This is a genomic window from Cellulosilyticum sp. WCF-2, assembly GCF_003990395.1.
GTDB classification, from domain to species: Bacteria; Bacillota; Clostridia; order Lachnospirales; family Cellulosilyticaceae; genus Cellulosilyticum; species Cellulosilyticum lentocellum.
Genome location: NZ_CP034675.1, coordinates 2,663,808 through 2,681,516 on the forward strand (window position 1 = coordinate 2,663,808; position 17,709 = coordinate 2,681,516).

18 protein-coding genes and 1 pseudogene are annotated in these 17,709 nt (G+C 33.2%); 17 read left to right on the forward strand and 2 right to left on the reverse strand.

Annotation, left to right across the window (positions count from 1 at the left end; all coding sequences use genetic code 11):
• Window positions 1-27: 27 nt before the first annotated feature.
• The 7 genes from EKH84_RS11830 to rlmD all read left to right on the forward strand — a co-directional run bounded on the left by EKH84_RS11830 (window position 28) and on the right by rlmD (window position 5,643).
• Complete coding sequence (locus EKH84_RS11830; protein ID WP_127066459.1) at window positions 28-708, forward strand: response regulator transcription factor; 681 nt, start codon at window positions 28-30, stop codon at window positions 706-708.
• Window positions 660-2,156 (forward strand): sensor histidine kinase, encoded by a 1,497-nt coding sequence (locus EKH84_RS11835; protein WP_083801255.1) that lies wholly within the window; start codon window positions 660-662, stop codon window positions 2,154-2,156. Before EKH84_RS11830 ends, EKH84_RS11835 begins: the two co-directional genes overlap by 49 nt.
• Before the next feature lie 155 nt (window positions 2,157-2,311).
• Complete coding sequence (locus tag EKH84_RS11840) at window positions 2,312-3,244, forward strand: 3'-5' exoribonuclease YhaM family protein (protein WP_013656956.1); 933 nt, start codon at window positions 2,312-2,314, stop codon at window positions 3,242-3,244.
• Window positions 3,241-3,534: a hypothetical protein gene (locus EKH84_RS11845; protein WP_127066460.1), complete on the forward strand. Its 294-nt coding sequence runs from the start codon at window positions 3,241-3,243 to the stop codon at window positions 3,532-3,534. Before EKH84_RS11840 ends, EKH84_RS11845 begins: the two co-directional genes overlap by 4 nt.
• Window positions 3,522-4,061 (forward strand): CRISPR-associated protein Cas4, encoded by a 540-nt coding sequence (gene cas4, locus EKH84_RS11850; protein ID WP_127066461.1) that lies wholly within the window; start codon window positions 3,522-3,524, stop codon window positions 4,059-4,061. The genes EKH84_RS11845 and cas4 overlap by 13 nt, the downstream gene beginning before the upstream one ends.
• A complete protein-coding gene (locus EKH84_RS11855; protein WP_127066462.1) occupies window positions 4,058-4,264 on the forward strand; it encodes a hypothetical protein in 207 nt (68 codons plus the stop codon). The genes cas4 and EKH84_RS11855 overlap by 4 nt, the downstream gene beginning before the upstream one ends.
• Window positions 4,265-4,272: 8 nt before the next feature.
• Window positions 4,273-5,643 (forward strand): 23S rRNA (uracil(1939)-C(5))-methyltransferase RlmD, encoded by a 1,371-nt coding sequence (gene rlmD, locus EKH84_RS11860; protein ID WP_127066463.1) that lies wholly within the window; start codon window positions 4,273-4,275, stop codon window positions 5,641-5,643.
• A gap of 834 nt (window positions 5,644-6,477) precedes the next feature.
• On the opposite strand, the gene EKH84_RS11865 is transcribed toward rlmD, so the two are convergent.
• The gene (locus tag EKH84_RS11865; protein ID WP_243118587.1) at window positions 6,478-7,590 is read right to left on the reverse strand and encodes an IS91 family transposase; all 1,113 of its coding nucleotides are present in this window, start codon (window positions 7,588-7,590) and stop codon (window positions 6,478-6,480) included.
• Window positions 7,590-8,786, reverse strand: a complete 1,197-nt coding sequence (locus EKH84_RS11870; RefSeq protein WP_127066464.1) for a tyrosine-type recombinase/integrase — start codon at window positions 8,784-8,786, stop codon at window positions 7,590-7,592. Before EKH84_RS11870 ends, EKH84_RS11865 begins: the two co-directional genes overlap by 1 nt.
• 289 nt (window positions 8,787-9,075) lie before the next feature.
• On the opposite strand from EKH84_RS11870, the gene EKH84_RS11875 reads away from it, so the two are divergent.
• From EKH84_RS11875 to EKH84_RS11910, 10 genes and pseudogenes are all read left to right on the forward strand, one after another.
• Window positions 9,076-9,804 (forward strand): recombinase family protein, encoded by a 729-nt coding sequence (locus tag EKH84_RS11875; RefSeq protein WP_243118588.1) that lies wholly within the window; start codon window positions 9,076-9,078, stop codon window positions 9,802-9,804.
• Window positions 9,761-10,234: pseudogene (locus tag EKH84_RS22730) on the forward strand (recombinase family protein); the annotation flags it as partial. The gene EKH84_RS11875 and the pseudogene EKH84_RS22730, both read left to right, overlap by 44 nt.
• Complete coding sequence (locus EKH84_RS22735) at window positions 10,211-10,723, forward strand: recombinase family protein (RefSeq protein WP_334295403.1); 513 nt, start codon at window positions 10,211-10,213, stop codon at window positions 10,721-10,723. The pseudogene EKH84_RS22730 and the gene EKH84_RS22735, both read left to right, overlap by 24 nt.
• A gap of 107 nt (window positions 10,724-10,830) precedes the next feature.
• Window positions 10,831-11,190 (forward strand): hypothetical protein, encoded by a 360-nt coding sequence (locus EKH84_RS22740; protein WP_330547537.1) that lies wholly within the window; start codon window positions 10,831-10,833, stop codon window positions 11,188-11,190.
• 355 nt (window positions 11,191-11,545) lie between these two features.
• Complete coding sequence (locus EKH84_RS11885) at window positions 11,546-11,788, forward strand: hypothetical protein (protein WP_127066466.1); 243 nt, start codon at window positions 11,546-11,548, stop codon at window positions 11,786-11,788.
• Complete coding sequence (locus EKH84_RS11890; RefSeq protein ID WP_127066467.1) at window positions 11,781-12,881, forward strand: glycosyltransferase family 4 protein; 1,101 nt, start codon at window positions 11,781-11,783, stop codon at window positions 12,879-12,881. The genes EKH84_RS11885 and EKH84_RS11890 overlap by 8 nt, the downstream gene beginning before the upstream one ends.
• A gap of 50 nt (window positions 12,882-12,931) precedes the next feature.
• On the forward strand, window positions 12,932-13,603 hold the full coding sequence (locus tag EKH84_RS11895; RefSeq protein WP_127066468.1) for a hypothetical protein: 672 nt from the start codon (window positions 12,932-12,934) through the stop codon (window positions 13,601-13,603).
• 26 nt (window positions 13,604-13,629) lie between these two features.
• On the forward strand, window positions 13,630-16,743 hold the full coding sequence (locus EKH84_RS11900; RefSeq protein WP_190283315.1) for a type II toxin-antitoxin system death-on-curing family toxin: 3,114 nt from the start codon (window positions 13,630-13,632) through the stop codon (window positions 16,741-16,743).
• Window positions 16,706-17,185: a hypothetical protein gene (locus EKH84_RS11905; RefSeq protein WP_127066470.1), complete on the forward strand. Its 480-nt coding sequence runs from the start codon at window positions 16,706-16,708 to the stop codon at window positions 17,183-17,185. The genes EKH84_RS11900 and EKH84_RS11905 overlap by 38 nt, the downstream gene beginning before the upstream one ends.
• Entirely contained in the window at window positions 17,182-17,562 is a 381-nt protein-coding gene (locus tag EKH84_RS11910) for a type II toxin-antitoxin system death-on-curing family toxin (RefSeq protein WP_127066471.1), read from the forward strand. Before EKH84_RS11905 ends, EKH84_RS11910 begins: the two co-directional genes overlap by 4 nt.
• Window positions 17,563-17,709 lie beyond the last annotated feature (147 nt).

Below are 17,709 nucleotides of genomic sequence, written 5' to 3' on the forward strand. Positions count from 1 at the left end.
CAGTAATCTATAGAAAAGAGGGAAGATATGTTAAAGATACTTATAGTAGATGATGACACCAATATTTCCGAATTAATTGCTTTATACTTAAATAAAGAAGGATATGAAACAAAGGAAGTGGCTACAGGTCGCTTAGCTTTAGAAGTGTTTGAATCTTTTCATCCAGACTTAGTACTGCTAGATGTCATGTTACCAGAACTAGATGGCTATGATGTTTGTAAAGAAATTCGTAAACAGCATCGCACGCCGATTATTATGCTCACTGCTAAAGGAGAGGTATTTGATAAGGTATTGGGCCTTGAGTTAGGGGCTGATGACTATATGGTAAAACCATTTGATCCTAAAGAACTTATAGCAAGAGTGAAAGCTGTCCTTAGACGTAATACGCAACCGATAGAGGAAGTTGCACCTAAAAATCGTATTGTGCTTGATAATTTAATTATTGATAAGGATAATTATTCGGTGACTTATGAAGGGGCTTTAGTAGAATTACCACCAAAAGAACTAGAGGTACTTTATTTTCTAGCAAGTCATCCTAAACAAGTTTTTACTAGAGAGCAGCTTTTAGATAAGATTTGGGGATATGACTTTGTAGGAGATACAAGAACTGTAGATGTGCATATTAAGAGGCTAAGAGATAAATTTGAGGGTGATCACACATGGAGCATAAAAACCGTCTGGGGCGTAGGCTACAAATTCGAGAGATAATGGATAAACTGAGATTTCCAAGTTTATTTAGCCGTTTAGTTTCTGTGTATATCAGTATTTTAGTGCTGATGTTAGTCATGCTTTTTATCACCTTTACCCATTCGTTTCAGTCCTATTTTGTGAAATATACTCAGGATATTATGAGAAAGCAAGCACAAACCATTGCCACGGAATTTTATAAAGAGGGTGCTTATAGTACTTCTAAAGAAGATGCACTAGAGAAAATTTTATATCGTGTACAAGTCATGTCCAGTTATTTGCAAGCGACTACCTGGATTGTAGATCAAAAGGGTGAGGGGCTTGTAATTGGTAAAGATAGTGTACAAAATATGGCACAAAAGTTACCCAAAGAAGCTAACTTGCAAGAGGTTTTTGAGGGACGTGCAGTGGGACTTGAAAATGGTTTTAAAGATTATTTTTCTACACCTGTTTTAACCATTGGTTATCCCATGGGAGTAGGTGAAAAGGTACAATACGCTTTGTTTATTCATACACCTATGCCTTATGTGCTTCAGACTATTGATGAAGTAAGAAATTTAATTTTAAAGGTAGTGGGGATTGTAGGGACGGTCATGTTCATATGGATTTATTTTATCTCTAAACAAATGACCAAGCCCCTAAAAGAAATGAATACAGTTGCTAAGACCATAGCAAGTGGTCATTTTGATGAGCGTATTATAGTGAAGGGGCAAGATGAAATAGCGGAACTAGGTTTGTCGTTAAACCATATGGCTGAAGAATTAGATAAGATTGAGGAGAATAGGCGGAGTTTTATTGCCAATGTTTCTCATGATTTACGTTCTCCCTTAACTTCAATCCAAGGTTTTGTAACAGCTATGCTAGATGGAACTATTTCCCCAGAAAAGCAAGAACGCTATTTAAAGATTGTACTTAGTGAAACGCATCGTATGATTGGTATGACTAATACTATTCTAGAGTTAAATAAGATGGAAGAATCTAAAGATGCGCTTCATAAAACAGCTTTCAATATTAATAGTGTTATTGAACGTAATTTTGCTAGTTTAGAAAAACGGGCTTTAGAAAAAGGTGTAAGTTTAGTTAAGATGTTTGAAGCAGATCCACCTTATGTTGTAGCAGATTTAGATGGGATCAGCCGTGTGGTCCAAAATCTTTTGGATAATGCTATGAAATTTGTAGAGCAAGATGGCACGATAGAAGTAAGAACAGCATTAAAAGATGATAAAATATGGGTAGCTATTTGTAATTCAGGACCACCTATTCCAAAAGAGCAACAATCAGAAATTTGGAATCGCTTTTATAAAGGAGATCGTTCTAGAGGAATGGATAAGCGCGGTGTAGGATTAGGGTTAGTTATTGTGAAAGAAATTATCAAACAACATGGAGAAGTGGTCGGCGTTGAATCAGAAGAAAATAAGCCGGTTATTTTCTATTTTAGTTTGCAACCGAAGAAAGCAAATCTATTTTAAAAACAAGGTATTTATCTTGGCAAGGGCAAGATGCTAAGAATAAATACCTTTTCTTTTGTTTGTTAACAGAATTTAACAGTGAAATCTATAGAAAGCGTTGAAAACTCATGGTAGATTTGTTAGTATTACTTTAGGAAAGAAAAGGGAGAGAGTATATGACACAAATTAGTGATATGAAGCCTCAAGACAATATCAAAGGCTATTACTTATGTAAGTTTAAACAAATTTTAAAAAATAAAAATGGAAAAGACTATTGTACTATTAGATTACAGGACCGTACGGGTGCTATAGATGCCAAGATTTGGTCCTTTCATAGTTGTATTTTACCTTTTGAAGTAGATGATATTGTAGAAGTAGAAGGAGAGACCTTACTATATCAAGAAAACTTGCAGCTTAATGTGACTAAAATACAAAAAGCTGAAGGCGGTTATGACTTAAAGAATTTTATTCCACATACCAAAAAAGATGTGAATGTATTAGAAGCAGAGCTATTAGAGCTCATTGAAAAGGTTCAAGAACCTTCTATTAAGCAGCTTTTAGAGACCATCTTTTTAGATGAAAAAACGTATGATGATTTTATCGTTCATAGTGCTGGTAAGAGTGTTCACCATGGGTATTTAAATGGTTTATTAGAGCATACCATCACAGTCACTAAACTAGGTCTTGCTATGGCAGATTTATATGAAAATGCCCAAAAGGATTTGGTAATAGCAGGTTGTTTACTGCATGATATTGGCAAGCTTAGAGAATTAACCACTTTTCCAAGGAATGATTATTCAGATGAAGGCCAGCTCATTGGCCATTTAGTGATTGGAGCTGAAATAATTCATGATGCAGCTAGCCAAATTGAAGGCTTTCCAGCAGAAATTGAAATGTTACTTAAGCATGTAGTCATCGCTCATCATGGTGAATATGAATATGCATCACCTAAAAGGCCTAAATGTATAGAAGCTATGATTGTTCATTTAGCAGACTTCTCAGATTCACGTCTTAAAATGATAGATGAGCTTTTAGAAACAAGTAGTGAAGAGCCTTATGTAGGTTATCATAAATTATTAGGAAGAAATATTAGACGAGTAACCTTATGAAGAAAGAAAAGGGAAGTGCCCATAAAAAGTTATCTGCCAATGAAATAAATCGCTTTATTTATTGTCCCTATCAGTGGTATTATGGCCGTTATTATGGGCAAACTGCTTTAAAGGAGCAGTATAAAGCACTAGGTAGTAAACAAAGTAAAACAGAAGCGCATTTTACAAAGGGAATTAAATTTCATAAGGCCTATTATAGAAGCTACCGCATCAAACGTCTATTAATGATTTTAGGGCTAATCCTAGTGATTGCTATTTTAGTTGGGAGTTTTATGAGATGGTCCAAATAATAGAAATAAGCTTACTCCTTAGTTTTACACTCCTTTTATGGTTAGGTTTTAGACCCACAATAAGTGTTAAAGACCGGAGAGAAATAGGTGTCAAAAGAGCGTCAGCCATTTATAAAGATGAAAAAGGAACAAAGCTTTTAGTAGCAGAACGTCTAGCTTTACAAGGAAAGCCGGATTTTATCTTTGAAACCTGGCTGCTAAGACGTTATATTCCGTTAGAGATTAAAAGTGGTAAGCTAACAGAAGATCAACCACACCTAGGAGATGTGTATCAACTGGTAGCTTATTTTTTAATCATTGAAGAAGTTTATGGAAAAAAGCCACCTTATGGAAAACTGGTTTATGCCAATAAAACCTTTACGATTCGTAACACGGCTAGGCTAAGAGCAGATCTTAAGCGTACAATGAAGCAAATGAGAGAAATGTTAGAAGGGGAGTATAAGCCAATAGCAACACCAGACTTTATGAAATGTAAACATTGTATTTGTAAAGATACCGTATGTGAATGGCAGGGGAGAGCGAAATGAAGAAAACAGAAGGAAAAGTAAGTAAAGAAAATACAGCAAAACCATTGGTGAAAAAAGAAGAGCAAGGCTATTCACCTTTATTAGAGCGCTTTTTGCAAAAAAACATGACCGATCGTATGCAAGCTGTGGATGATGAAGTATTAGCAAAAGCTATTAAAACCTTACTTTTTGAGGAAAATAAGAAAAATAAACGTTTAAATTAGGAGTAACTATGGATAAACCAATTGAAAAGAATCAGCACTACGAGCTAACTATTACAGATATGGGCTCAGAAGGAGAAGGGATTGGTAAAATCAATGACTTTACCGTTTTCATTCCTAGAGCGATTACTGGAGATGTAGTAGAAATACGTATTGTAAAAGTGAAAAAAAGCTTTGGCTATGGCAAATTAGTAAAGCTTATTACACCTTCACCTTTTAGGGTAGAACCTATTTGTGAAGTGGCAGATACCTGTGGAGGCTGTCAGCTTCAACATCTGAGCTATGAGGCACAATTAGATTGGAAAACCAAAAAAGTAAAAGATTGCTTAAATCGTATTGGTGGTCTAAAAGACATAGAGGTATTACCAACCCTAGGAATGGACACCCCTTATCATTATCGTAATAAAGCCCAATATCCTATTCGTCAGATTAATGGCAAAGTACAAACGGGCTTTTTTGCTCCTCGTAGTCATCAGCTAATACCACTAGAAACTTGTTACATTCAAGATCCTAAAAAAGAAGCCATTATGAAAGCTGTAATAGCTTTTTTAGAAAAGTACAAGATTAGCATTTATGATGAAGAAAAGCATACAGGACTGGTACGCCATTTAATGATTAAAACAGGTTATCATACAGAGGAGATGATGGTGTGCTTAGTGATTAACGGACCCAAACTACCTCATGCAGATGAGTTTGTAAAAGCTATTAAAGCAGTAGCGCCTGTAACAAGTATTATACTTAACCAGCATTTAGAAAAAAGTAACACTATATTAGGCAATAGCTGTACAGTTTTAGATGGAGAGAATGCCATTATTGATTACATTGGAGATTTACAGTTTAAAATCTCACCTTTATCCTTCTTCCAAGTCAACCCTCAGCAAACAGAGGTACTATATACCAAAGCTTTAGAATATGCAGAGCTAACAGGCGATGAGATCGTTTGGGATGCCTACTGTGGGATAGGCTCTATCTCTTTATTTCTTGCACAAAAAGCAAAGAAAGTATATGGCGTAGAAATTATACCAGAAGCTATTGAAAATGCAAAAGAAAATGCAGCTCTCAATCATATTACCAATGCAGAATTCTATGTGGGAAAAGCAGAGGAAGTTATCCCACAAATGTATGAACAAGGCATTGTGGCAGATACTATAGTCGTAGATCCACCACGCAAAGGCTGCGATAGCAAATTATTAGAGACTTTAATCAAGATGTCACCTAATAAAATAGTATATGTTTCTTGTGATCCAGCTACTTTAGCAAGAGATTTAGCGTATCTTGTAGTAGAAGGGTATCAAGTAGAGAAGGTACAACCAGTTGATATGTTTCCGCAAACGACGCATGTCGAGAGTGTGGTTAAGATGTCAAGGATAGTGTCCCCCTAAAACAAACTCTTTCCTTATAAAACAAACTCTTTCCCACTAATTTCTTCCACCAGAGCAAATGCAGGAAGAAAGAGCAGGAATAAGAAGTAAGGTTCAAGGGTAAAAAACCAGGGATCAAAGCAGGAATTAAAATAGGGTTAAGAGATTGAGGGACAAGGGTTTTAAAGAAAAATAAAGATAGAAGGATTGAGGGAAAAACATCCCTTAATCCTTTTTTCTTACCCCTTTTCCCTAATCACTTTCCTTTAAAATCAGCCATGACTTTGTTTTAATGAAAATAAAGTTGTTCCCGATTTTGTTAAATTTGAGAGAAAAAAATAGGTCAAAAATGAAGAAATCAGGCATGACTTTTTTTAGCGGGCAACGAAGGATTAAGGTTTGTGGGGGGTGAAGTGGGAAAGAGTTTTTTTAGCGGTACAATAAACCTTAGTAATATCAAGGCTTAGAACGTTTTTGTGTTCTAAGCCTTGATGTGTTTTTGGGTAGATTTAGAGCGGATATATGTTCCCAAATGAGTAGGGGGGCACAATTACGCGTAATGAATAGAGATTTATGCGAGTTAGGCTAAAATAAAACACCTAAAATGTAGAATTCTAGGTGCCAACTCGCATAAATTTTGTTGTGCTAAAGTGCGGAAGTGAGAGAATGATTTCCCTTTTCAGTGCTTGCCTCTATGGGGATTTATTTATAGCTAGAGCTCATTTTTTGTCTAATTCTTCTGATTAATCGTCTTATATAGGGATATGAAGTAAGATTTTTTGAATAATCTATGGTAAATAAGATAATAATGAATATAGCTTCCCCCTCCCCACTTAAGGGGCAAATAGAAATTTATTATTTTGTTAGTAGGGTGATAGGTGGAGAACCCATTCTATGTGTAGTAGCTATAAGTTTAAAATGACCTTCTTGGCAACAAGGGCATTTAGTAAAGTCTTTTCCAGTTACTTTGAACATAATTTCTAGTGCAGTATATTTCTTACGTTGAAGGGGTTTGAGCTTACCATGAGTAAGCTTCTGACAAAGTCTAAGTTTGGTATTTTTATTGCGATTACCAAGAAATCCATAGTGCCGTATTTTAGTAAAACCTGTGGGAAGTATATGAAGTAAAAATCTTCTCATAAAATCTACTGCAGATAAGGTGAGAAGTTTCTGTTTATTACCATCTTTATAGTCTCGGTATTTAAAGGTAACATGGTCATTTGTTACATTTACAATCCGATTATTAGAAAGTGCAACTCTATGGGTGTAGCGACCAAGATAATTCAGGACATGTTTAGAGCTTTTAAATGGTGGCTTGCAGTAGACAATCCATTCTTTTTTATAAAGTAAATCTCTTAAAGACTCATCCAACTTATCTTTTATAAATGATAATAACTTTCCTCTAAACTTTCTAGAGAGCACTTTTACAGGTATAAAAAACTTTTTCTTAGAAGATTGCCACTTGCCAGTTGTTGTAAGACCACCACTTGGAATAATCATATGAATATGAGGATGAAACAATAAATTTTGTCCCCAAGTATGGAGGATGGCAGTGCATCCAATTTGTGCACCTAAATATTTTTTATCAGTAGCAAGTTCTTTTACTGTTTCAGAAGCCGCCTTAAAAAGTAGCGTATACATTTCCTTTTTATGCTTATAAAAGAGGGGATAAAGTTCAGAAGGAATAGTAAATACGACATGAAAATAACCTATAGGTAGGAACTCATCTTGTCTTTCTAATAACCATTTTTCTTTAGCCATTGTTTGACATTTAGGACAGTGTCTATTACGACAGGAATTATAAGAGATTTCTATACGACCACATGAATCACATGCCTTAACGTTAGCGCCATAGGTACCTGTTCTACAATTTTTTATAGCATAAATTGCTTTAAGCTGATCAGATGAAGGCTTATATTTGGCCATATAAGCTTCTTCATATTTAATAAAGATATCTTGCAGTTCCATTATTTTAGCCCTCCTACTAGATCTAGGGGGCTTTTGACATTTATATTATTAAAACTCATGGTATGCAAGTAAGTTGTTGTGGAACGTAAAGACGAATGGCCCAAGAGCTCTTTAATATAAAATAGGTTAGTATCATTTTCAAGAAGATGAGTGGCAAAACAGTGCCTAAGTGTATGGGTAGAAATCGGTTTAGTAATCTTTGCCTTTAATGCAGCAACACGAACAGCTTGTTGTACACTTTCTTTTGAAACATATAGATTATAGCGTTGACTGGGAAAAAGATAATTACTAGGGTGATAAGTTTTATAGAATTTGCGCAGCTCGAGTAGGCACTGATGAGACAGAAGGGCATATCTATCTTTATGAGTTTTAGTATCGATAACTAGAATCTGCATATTTTTGCTATCTATATCAGATATCTTAAGTTTTATAGCTTCACTAAGTCTGAGGCCGGCAGAATACATAAGAATACAAATCATTTTGTAAACTGGACTCTGTATAGCATTTAAAAGATTAATAACTTCTGGGGGAGAGAGGACAGCAGGAATTCTTTTTTCACATTTATAACTAGGAATCATTAACTCATGCCATTCTTTATTAAGAACGGTAATAAAAAAGAGTTTAATGGCGGTGCGATAGAGATTTACCGTTTCAGGATTAATTTTAGCAATGTAATGTTGATGGTGAAGAAAATCTTGTACATCATCAAGAGTTAAACAGCAAAGGTTAGATTCGCTTTTGGTGTAAGCAACAAATTTACGAATGGCACGTATATACCCCGCTTGAGTACCAGCAGCATTGCCACGGAGTTCCATACGATAAATAAAAGAAAGAATACCTTCTTGTAATGATATTGCAGAATCTGGAATAGAAGGAATAGGAGGAATAATTTTAGATTTAGGTCTTGTGTAATAAGAAAACTTATCAGACCATTCTTTTTCAAAAACAGTTTCAAAGATAAACTTTAGAGCAGCTTGATAGTTATTAACTGTAGAAGGAGAAAGATCTTTGTCGAAGGCTAAGTGATTTAAAAAACCTTGGATTTCCTCGGGTGTAATTTTCTCCATATCAGTCGTTTTGTTAAGAAAAGAAGAAATATAAGCCAAAGAAGCTTTAAATTTCTTCTGTGTATCAGCTGCATAATTTTGGTCTTGCATAGCTGAAACCAGTAGTTCTTTAGTTTGTTCATAGTTCATAAGATAACAACTCCTTAAAAGGTTATTTAGGGCTAAGCCCTATTAGATGATTAACTTTTTAGAAGGAGTATAAACTTAGAAGAACAAAAAACTGCTATACCAATGGCTAAAGTGATTCGAGGACTAAAGCCTTGAAAAGCCACTGCGCTAGCAGTTTAGTACAAGTAGGTAGTTTTGCGTAAAGGTTTAATTGTTATAATTTGAAGACCAAAATAACAAAACACTAACGTAGGACGGTGAGCTTATTCTTACTGTCCTTTCTGCATTTGCAGAAGAAGAAAGTAGAAGTGTGAGCGAAAACATCAGATGGCGTATTAGAAAGAAGTTTGAAAAAGGCGAGCTCATTATTAATACAAAGCGCTTCTTAGGCTATGACAAAGATGAATATGGGGACTTGGTTATTAATCAAAAAGAAGCTCAGATAGTAAGGCGTATTTACGAAGATTATCTAACTGGTAAAGGAAGCTTTATCATTGCAAAAGAATTAAATGCAGAAGGGATTCCAACAGTAACAGGGGCCAGATGGCATGATACTACTATTCTTGAAATATTGAAAAACGAGAAATACAAGGGTGATGCTTTGCTACAGAAATATTATAGACCAGATCATTTATGCAAGCAGAGTAGAAGAAACATCAATAAAAAAGAAAGCTTTTATGTAGGAGAAAATCATTCTCCTATTGTATCTACAGAGATGTGGGAGCAGGCCCAAGAAGAATTAAAAATGAGGCGTAGAAATAAAAAGGGAAATAGTAAAAAATATCCTTTATCAGGACTACTCATTTGCAGTAAGTGTGGCAGTAAACTACAACGCAGAGTTTGGAACAGTGGAAAGCCATGTAAAAAAGTCGTGTGGCAATGTAGTATTTATATTAAAAATGGAAAGGCTACCTGCTCTGGAACAGTTATAGATGAAAGTGTTTTAGAGGGACTTAATATAAAAGAAGAAACTATTGTGAGGGAGTGGATAAAAAATGGCCAGAAGCATTACACTTATACCAGTAGTACCAAAAAATGAAGTAACAGAAAGCAATGGGATAATCCATCCTATAAAAAAGAGAGTAGCTGCATACTGTAGAGTTTCTACAGACCAGGACCAACAATTAAATAGTTTTGAGGCACAAAGAATATATTTTAAAAATTTAATAAACAACAATGATGAGTGGAAAATAGTGGGAATCTATGCCGATGAAGGTATATCAGGAACCAATACAAAGAAGCGGAAATAATTTAATAAAATGATTGCAGACTGCAAAGAGCATAAGATAGACATGGTGGTCATAAAATCTATAAGCCGTTTCGCCAGAAATACCGTGGACTGCTTAAATAATATAAGACTGTTAAAAGATTTAGGTATTGGAATATTTTTTGAAAAAGAGAACATCAATACATTAGACTCAAATGGTGAGCTTCTGATAAATTTGATGTCTAGTATAGCGCAGGAAGAGAGCTTATCGATTAGCAAGGCATCTACCTGGGGTGTAAGAAGAAGGTTTGAACAAGGTAAAGTTACTATTAATGAGAAAAAGTTCTTAGGTTATGACAAAGATAACGAAGGTAATCTTATTATCAATAGTAAACAAGCAGTAATTGTAAAAAGGATTTATAAGGATTTCTTAGATGGCAAAGGTACAGCCCATATTACAAGAGAACTAGAAAAAGAGAAGGTTAAAAACTGGAATGGCACAAGTAAGTGGTACGAGAGCACCATCAAAAGCATCTTACAAAATGAGAAATACAAAGGGGATGCACTCTTGCAGAAGACTTACACAGTAGATTTCTTAACAAAGGAACGTGTAAAGAATACTGGTAAAGTCCCAAAGTATTATGTAGAAGAAAGCCACCCAGCTATCATAGAACCTGAAACTTGGGAAGCTGTTCAATTAGAGATAGAAAGGCGCAAAACTTTTGTATGGAGCATGGCATCAAGAATCTAGACACAAGAATACCCTTTGGTGGCAAAGTTATTTGTGGTATTTGTGGCTCTGTCTATAATAGGAGAACGTGGATGCAGCCCGAGGGTAAGGGTAAAAGGAAAGTTTAGATGTGCAGAAATAGATATAAGGTTAAAGGAGTAAAAGGTTGTGAGAGTAGACACATTAACGAGGAGATATTGAAGAAAGCCTTTGTTGAGGCATTTAATGAACTAGTTGCAAATAAGAAGTATTTCTTAGAAAAATGGAGAACTGCGTTAGAGGATAGTGATGCATTAAAACAATATAGGTTAAATGAGTTTATTGAGATATTAGATCATGGAGTAAAACAGGAACAATTCAATGAGAACCTAGGTCTTAGAATGCTGGAACAGATCAAAGTGATAGATGGCAAAGGAAAACTGCACATTTCACTATTAGATGATACTAACTTAGAGTACCAATATAAAGTATTAATGAACCAAAAGTAGATTTTCCTGTGCTTTAATAAAATAAAGTACCTCAAAATGTAATATATTGACGAATTAACAAGAACTATAATAATTGCAAAACAAAGTTTGTCAAAGTATAATATTATTAATATTAAAAATTATCAAACTTTTTTTGGAAACGTTTCTAAATTTCAGCTTATATCTATTACTCTATAAATACGCTGTTTAACAACTTGATTTGTGTCTACACTAATCTTTTAATAGCCTGTAACTTACATAAAGGCATAGATTGCAATCTAAATATTTTTTATAACCTATAATATACCCTGGGACATAATTACTATTTTGTACAATATATTTATTAAAATCTAAGAAGGATTAATGGAGAAATAATATGAAAAATAGACTACTCCCTCAAGAAGTGATTGTTAATAATAAAAAACTTATACTTGATAAGGTGTATAACGTAAATGTAAATATAGAAGGTTATTTTATATTAGATTTAAATAGACAGTTTGAACATCCAGATTTGGAATGTATTCCAGCAATATATCTAGAATGTAACGATAAGTACCAAAGGTATCAAATATTTAAATATAATGTTGTTTTAGGAAAGAGGGAAGACCTAATTGATTAATTTATATTTTAAAACAAAATATAAAGTAGTACATATTACTAATGAGATAGGTAATTATGTGATAGGAGGCATGGGAACATATATTAACGAATTATATAAACATAGAGATGGTGAAACGGGTTTTATCCATATACATAATAATGCTTATACCGATATTGATATAGGGAGTTTCCCTGGATTCTATGACATTTTATCCATGACATATGATGAAGGTTATAAAATAGAGGATTTAGAGTGTGATATAGTTGTTATTCATTTCTATGAATTAGCATTTTGCGTTACAGAAAAAATAATTTCTAGTAAAAAAGTCGTGTATGTGATTCATTCAGTACCATTACCCGAACCACCACCTAAAGATGATCCGTTTGGTGGAAATCTAAACATAAAACAGAATTTTGAATATATGTGTGAAAATGCACATCAGTTAATTTGTGTTTCTTATGCAGAAAGAAATAGATTACTTAATATTTATCCACAATATGATCGCAAAACAAAAGTAATACATAATGGAATTACTTTAGCTTTTGAAGAAATAAAAAATAAACGAACCGCTCATAAAAAGAAGATATTTGGATATATTGGCAGAATGGATTATAGAAAAGGAATTTTAGAATGTATAAAGGCATTTAAGGATATAGATGGTGAACTAAGAATTGCATGTGCTAATAATGACCCTTATTATTTTAGTACACTACTTCAATATATTGAAGCAGCAAATATGAATGATAAAGTAAGATTTATGGGATGGTGCATGGGGGCAAGAAAAGATAGTTTCTTAAATTCATTAGATGCACTTATTATTCCATCATTGTATGAACCGTTTGGCTATGTGGTTGTGGAAGGTATGAAATGGGGAATACCTATTATATCTAGTAGAAATGGAGGTATCAGTGAAATTATTCAGGACTATAAATATCAATATGATGCATATGAACAGGATGAATTAATTGATATTATAAAGTTATTTCAAAAAGATAGTGATGAATATATTAACAAGAAAGTTACATACTTAGAAGTACAATTGCAAAATTTTACAGTAGAAAAAATGATTGAGAAGTATGTAGAAACGTGGAGAGAATTATTAGAATCATAGTTAATAATGTTGAATATCTTTGCTTTTAAGATAGACGATAGGAGATTAAGATGGCACTTTTTGTTTGTAAAGATATAAAGGATATTAAGATTCAAGAAATTTACATAATAGGGTCATTGAATGGTTGCCAACATAATAAGGATATATTACTTAAAGTGGGAGATACCTGGTGCATCAACTTGCATTTACCTGATGGGATATATTTTTATAAGTATGTTGTAAACCAATATATTAAGTTAAATGATCCGACAAGTGAAAAATATGCATTGGATGAACAGAATGAAATGTGGTCAATTGTAAGAATTAGAGATAATCAAATAAGTAATCCTGTGTTAAAAGATACTATGCATATTCAGAAATATATAATTACAAATAGATTATGGCATGATATTAGCGAGAATTTTACACAAAAAGTTATCAATTTAAAGACTGATAGAAAAGTATGCCTAGGGATTAAGTTACAAATGCAAGTAGGTTTACATCAAATAACAGTACTATGGTATGAACCTAGTATGAGTCTGTATCATATAAGCGAGCATACTTTTTATGGGGAAACGCACAGAAAAGAGGAATTTCAAACTAAATGGTTTTGTTTAGACTTGAGTCAAAAACAGCGGGAGTATCCTGAGGGCGTATGGATAATAAGGGTATTTATTAACGGCTATTATAAACTGCAAGATTACTTTAGATTATCACATGAGCCATCGTTTAAAGTACGTTGATTTTTAAATATAAGGGGATGAAAAACATGAGTGCTTGTTCATACGTAGAAGGGAACAATATATATGAAAATAAGAATGGGGTAATATATAAAAATGGTACAGCAGTTAAGAATGAAGATTATAAATATATTCCTAAAGAAATTGGTGGTACTAGAAATAATGAAGGGAACGGAAACTACATAGCAAATACAGATAGTTACACAAGTAGCTATACACCTAGTACAAGTACTACTTCAAGTAGCACTAATATTCCTCCAAGTAGCACTAGTACCAATGACTTAAAAAATAGTACGCCTGACATATATATTGAAGGTAATAATGTATATGAAAATAAAAATGGTGAAGTTTATAAGAATGGTAAAATTGTAACAAAAGATGATTTAAAATATATACCCTCAGAAATTGGAGGTACTAGAAATACATCTGGAAACGGGTATTCCTTATCAACAAATGATTCACAAGATATAAAGAAAGTATATACCGAAGGAAATAATATTTACGAAAATGTTAATGGGAAAATATATAAAAATGGTAGTTTAGTAGAGCAAGGAAATATGGGGTATATACCAAAAGAAATTGGGGGGAATAGACAATCAAATGGAAATGGTGAATTTGTAAATGCTTCAGAATTTGTTATAAACAGAGATAAGAAAATCTATATCGAAGGAACTAATGTTTATGAAAACGTTAATGGGAAAATATATAAAAATGGTAATCTAGTAGAACAAGAAAATATGGGATATATACCAAAGGAAATCGGTGGAAATAGACTTAATGATGGGAATGGGCAGTTTGTTGAAAGTTCTAACTTCGATATAAATAGAGATATACATACATATACTGAAGGAAATAATACATATGATAACATATTAGGGAAATTGTATAAAAATGGAGAAGCAGTCCTTCAAGAAAACTATAAATACATTCCTAAAGAAATAGGAGGTACAAGAGAGACTTCAACAGAGGGACAATATGTAATAATTGTACGTGGACAAAGTGATCGTGGTACACGTTATTATTATGATAATAATACAATACAGTCTCTTGTTATACAAGGTATTGATGTACGAGATGAAAAATACAATCCTATAACTCAAATTAGTAGTAGTAACTCACCATGGATTCAGTATACTTCCAGTACTACAATAAAAAGTACATCCGGTGGTGGATATATTCAAAGTAATAGTATGCCCATAAGTAGCAGTACACCTATAAGTAGCAGTACACCTATAAGCAGTAGTACACCTATAAGCAGTAGTACACCTATAAGCAGTAGCACACCTATAAGCAGTAGTACACCTATAAGTAGCCGTACACCTATAAGCAGTAGTACACCTATAAGTAGCAGTACGCCCCATATTAATAGTAGTGAATTAAAATCATATGTTTACATAGAGGGAGATAATTTCTATCAGAATATAGATGGTAAGATTATCAAGAATGGGAAAATTGTATCCAGTGATGACTACAAATATATTCCTAAAGAAATCGGTGGTACGAGGCAAGTAAATGGAAATGGTGTTTTTAAACCAGTATCAGATGTCAGTATACCGAATAGTACCCCTACTGATAAAGAGGAAAATAAAAAACAAGAAAATATAATCATATCGGATTCTAGAGAACTGTTAAGTCTGGGAATGGGTAGGAATATCGCAGCTAATGAGAAAGTAACTGATGTAAGTGGAGATATACGTAATCTTCAATTAGCATTAGAAGAATTGGGGTATTTAAATACCAACGGATACTATGGATATTTTGGAAACCTTACGTTAGAAGCAGTAAATAAGTATAAGAAGGATCATAACCTGGGTAATGAAGGGATAAATAATGGAAAAGTAGGAATAAGTACTTTAGAAAGCATAGAAAGAGAGATAGCAAACAAACAAAAAGGAAGTTATAATGAAGTAAAGGATACAAGAAGTCTATTACATATAGGTATGGGGTTTAATACTCCAGGAGAAGGAATTAATATAGTTAAGATAGAAGAAAGAAAACGCATAGAGGAACTTCAAATTGCATTAGAAGAGTTAGGGTACTTAGATACACATAGAACTTATGGATACTTTGGAGAAAAGACTCTCGCAGCAGTAAATCAATTTAAAAAAGACCATCATATAGATAATACAGGTAGTAATGAGGGGATGGTAGGACAAACTACACTAGCGGTTATAGATAAAGAACTTAAATCTAAAGGTATCGAACTAAAACTTTCAGCTAATAATGTAAAAGAAGACACAAATACACAAAAAGATACTAGTTCAGATATTTCTCATTTGCCCAAAGAAGTACAGGAAGCAATAAAAGGATATGATAATAAAGGAGAAAGTATAGGGCCTAAAGATCCTAATATGACATATGTTGAAATAACCTTATCAAATACAGAAAGAAGCTATTTGGAAAAAAGTCTAAATCAATTAATCAAAGGAAACTATACAGATGATGTAACATTGTTAGGAACAGGTGGACAAATGGCACTGGGGTTATTTGGATTAGATGCACCAGCAGATGTTAGAGACCTTTTAGCAGATATAGATCAATGGGAATGGTCTTGGGGACATGTGGGGCAAACTGTGTTAGATGGAATAGGGATAGTTCCAGTATTAGGAGTAGTAAAGAACGGGGATGAAGTGTTTCAATTAATAAAGACTGGAAAAAAAGGCTCAGAAAAACTTGCATTAGTAAGTGAAGCTGCTGTAAAATACTCAGATGAGGTAGCAGCATCAGAAAAGGCTGCTGTTAAAAATGCAGTTAATAAGATAGATGATGGTGTAAATGGAGTGGTTAAGTCTAGTAGGAATTTAATTGATAATATGGATGAAATTGCAGGTGATATTAGGAATATTAATAAGAAATATTCAAATGGAAATGAAGCGTATAACTCAATAGAAAGCATATTAAATTCTGCCTCCTACTATGATGAGCCATATGAACAAATAGCAGCGGTTACAAAGGGTGTTGCAAGTCATGCTTTTGAGAATGGAAATAAAAGAACGGCTTTAGATACAATGAATATGTTATTAGATGATTTAGGAGTTACGACTTCATTGTCTGATAATCAAAAATGGGATTTGATTAATTCAATAGCAACAGGAGGTGTAAAAGATGTTTCAGAAATTGCAGAAATACTTAGCGGAAAGTAATATTAAATTGTTTTTAAAATATGATGGTGAACGAGATAAAAATCAGTACTCTATCGTATTTATTACAAAAAACAATGTACAAGATATAGTAAGTATTGATACAGAGGAGCCTTTAAAAACGCTTTTTAGTATATTAAATGAAAAAAAAATAGAGATTGATAATAATGAGATAAATGTGTTGATAGAAAAATTTTATAGTATGAACCGACAGTGTATTGATCATTTCGGGAAAAGTGTGATATTTGTTTTTACTATAGAGACTGAGGAAACTATGCAGTTTTATATATCTATAACTAAGGAACGAGAGAATTGGAAATTTACTAGCTGCTGGATGAGTGAGGTAGAACAATATATTAAAAACAGAGGAGAAGAGAATATTTTCAATATAGCGAAAGTTATATTACAGGAAAATAGAGATGCCTTTGAGGAGTTAGCAAAATGATAAAATTTGATATACAACAATTAATAAAATTGCACAGTTTACTAATTCAAGAAACTGGGGGAGTTGAGGGAATTAGTAATATAAATTTGTTAGATTCGGCTATTAATAGTCCATTTCAAACAATTTATGGAAAAGAAGCATATGTTACTACTGAACAAAAAATCGCACGCATAACGTGGGGAATTGTTGCTAATCATAGTTTTAGTGATGGAAATAAAAGGATGGGTGTTTTAATCATGCTTCTATTATTAAAACTTAATGATATAGCTATAAAGTATGAACAAAAAGAGTTAATTCAAGTAGGGATTGAATTAGCAAGTGGAAGTATGAAATACAATGAGTTATTAGTGTGGATAGAAACTCATAAAATTATTTAGGTAAAGTATAGTATAGTTTATCAACCTGGTACACCAATCAAGTTTTAATGAAGGTTTTGGGTTCAACCTAAGGGTTTATGATGAATTTCAAGACGTAGAGACCCTTTTTGCAAAAATGGTAAATTGATACTTTTCAAATTCTTGTTT

Bases quoted from the DNA above. Each gene is read 5' to 3' on its own strand.
- EKH84_RS11905 (WP_127066470.1), top strand. From the start codon at position 16,706: ATGTTTCAGAAATTGCAGAAATACTTAGCGGAAAGTAATATTAAATTG.
- EKH84_RS11865 (WP_243118587.1), bottom strand. From the start codon at position 7,590: ATGGAACTGCAAGATATCTTTATTAAATATGAAGAAGCTTATATGGCC.
- EKH84_RS11885 (WP_127066466.1), top strand. From the start codon at position 11,546: ATGAAAAATAGACTACTCCCTCAAGAAGTGATTGTTAATAATAAAAAA.
- EKH84_RS11835 (WP_083801255.1), top strand. From the start codon at position 660: ATGGAGCATAAAAACCGTCTGGGGCGTAGGCTACAAATTCGAGAGATA.
- EKH84_RS11840 (WP_013656956.1), top strand. From the start codon at position 2,312: ATGACACAAATTAGTGATATGAAGCCTCAAGACAATATCAAAGGCTAT.
- EKH84_RS11830 (WP_127066459.1), top strand. From the start codon at position 28: ATGTTAAAGATACTTATAGTAGATGATGACACCAATATTTCCGAATTA.
- rlmD (WP_127066463.1), top strand. From the start codon at position 4,273: ATGGATAAACCAATTGAAAAGAATCAGCACTACGAGCTAACTATTACA.
- EKH84_RS22735 (WP_334295403.1), top strand. From the start codon at position 10,211: ATGTCTAGTATAGCGCAGGAAGAGAGCTTATCGATTAGCAAGGCATCT.
- cas4 (WP_127066461.1), top strand. From the start codon at position 3,522: ATGGTCCAAATAATAGAAATAAGCTTACTCCTTAGTTTTACACTCCTT.
- EKH84_RS11855 (WP_127066462.1), top strand. From the start codon at position 4,058: ATGAAGAAAACAGAAGGAAAAGTAAGTAAAGAAAATACAGCAAAACCA.
- EKH84_RS11910 (WP_127066471.1), top strand. From the start codon at position 17,182: ATGATAAAATTTGATATACAACAATTAATAAAATTGCACAGTTTACTA.
- EKH84_RS11895 (WP_127066468.1), top strand. From the start codon at position 12,932: ATGGCACTTTTTGTTTGTAAAGATATAAAGGATATTAAGATTCAAGAA.
- EKH84_RS11845 (WP_127066460.1), top strand. From the start codon at position 3,241: ATGAAGAAAGAAAAGGGAAGTGCCCATAAAAAGTTATCTGCCAATGAA.
- EKH84_RS11900 (WP_190283315.1), top strand. From the start codon at position 13,630: ATGAGTGCTTGTTCATACGTAGAAGGGAACAATATATATGAAAATAAG.
- EKH84_RS11870 (WP_127066464.1), bottom strand. From the start codon at position 8,786: ATGAACTATGAACAAACTAAAGAACTACTGGTTTCAGCTATGCAAGAC.
- EKH84_RS22740 (WP_330547537.1), top strand. From the start codon at position 10,831: ATGTGCAGAAATAGATATAAGGTTAAAGGAGTAAAAGGTTGTGAGAGT.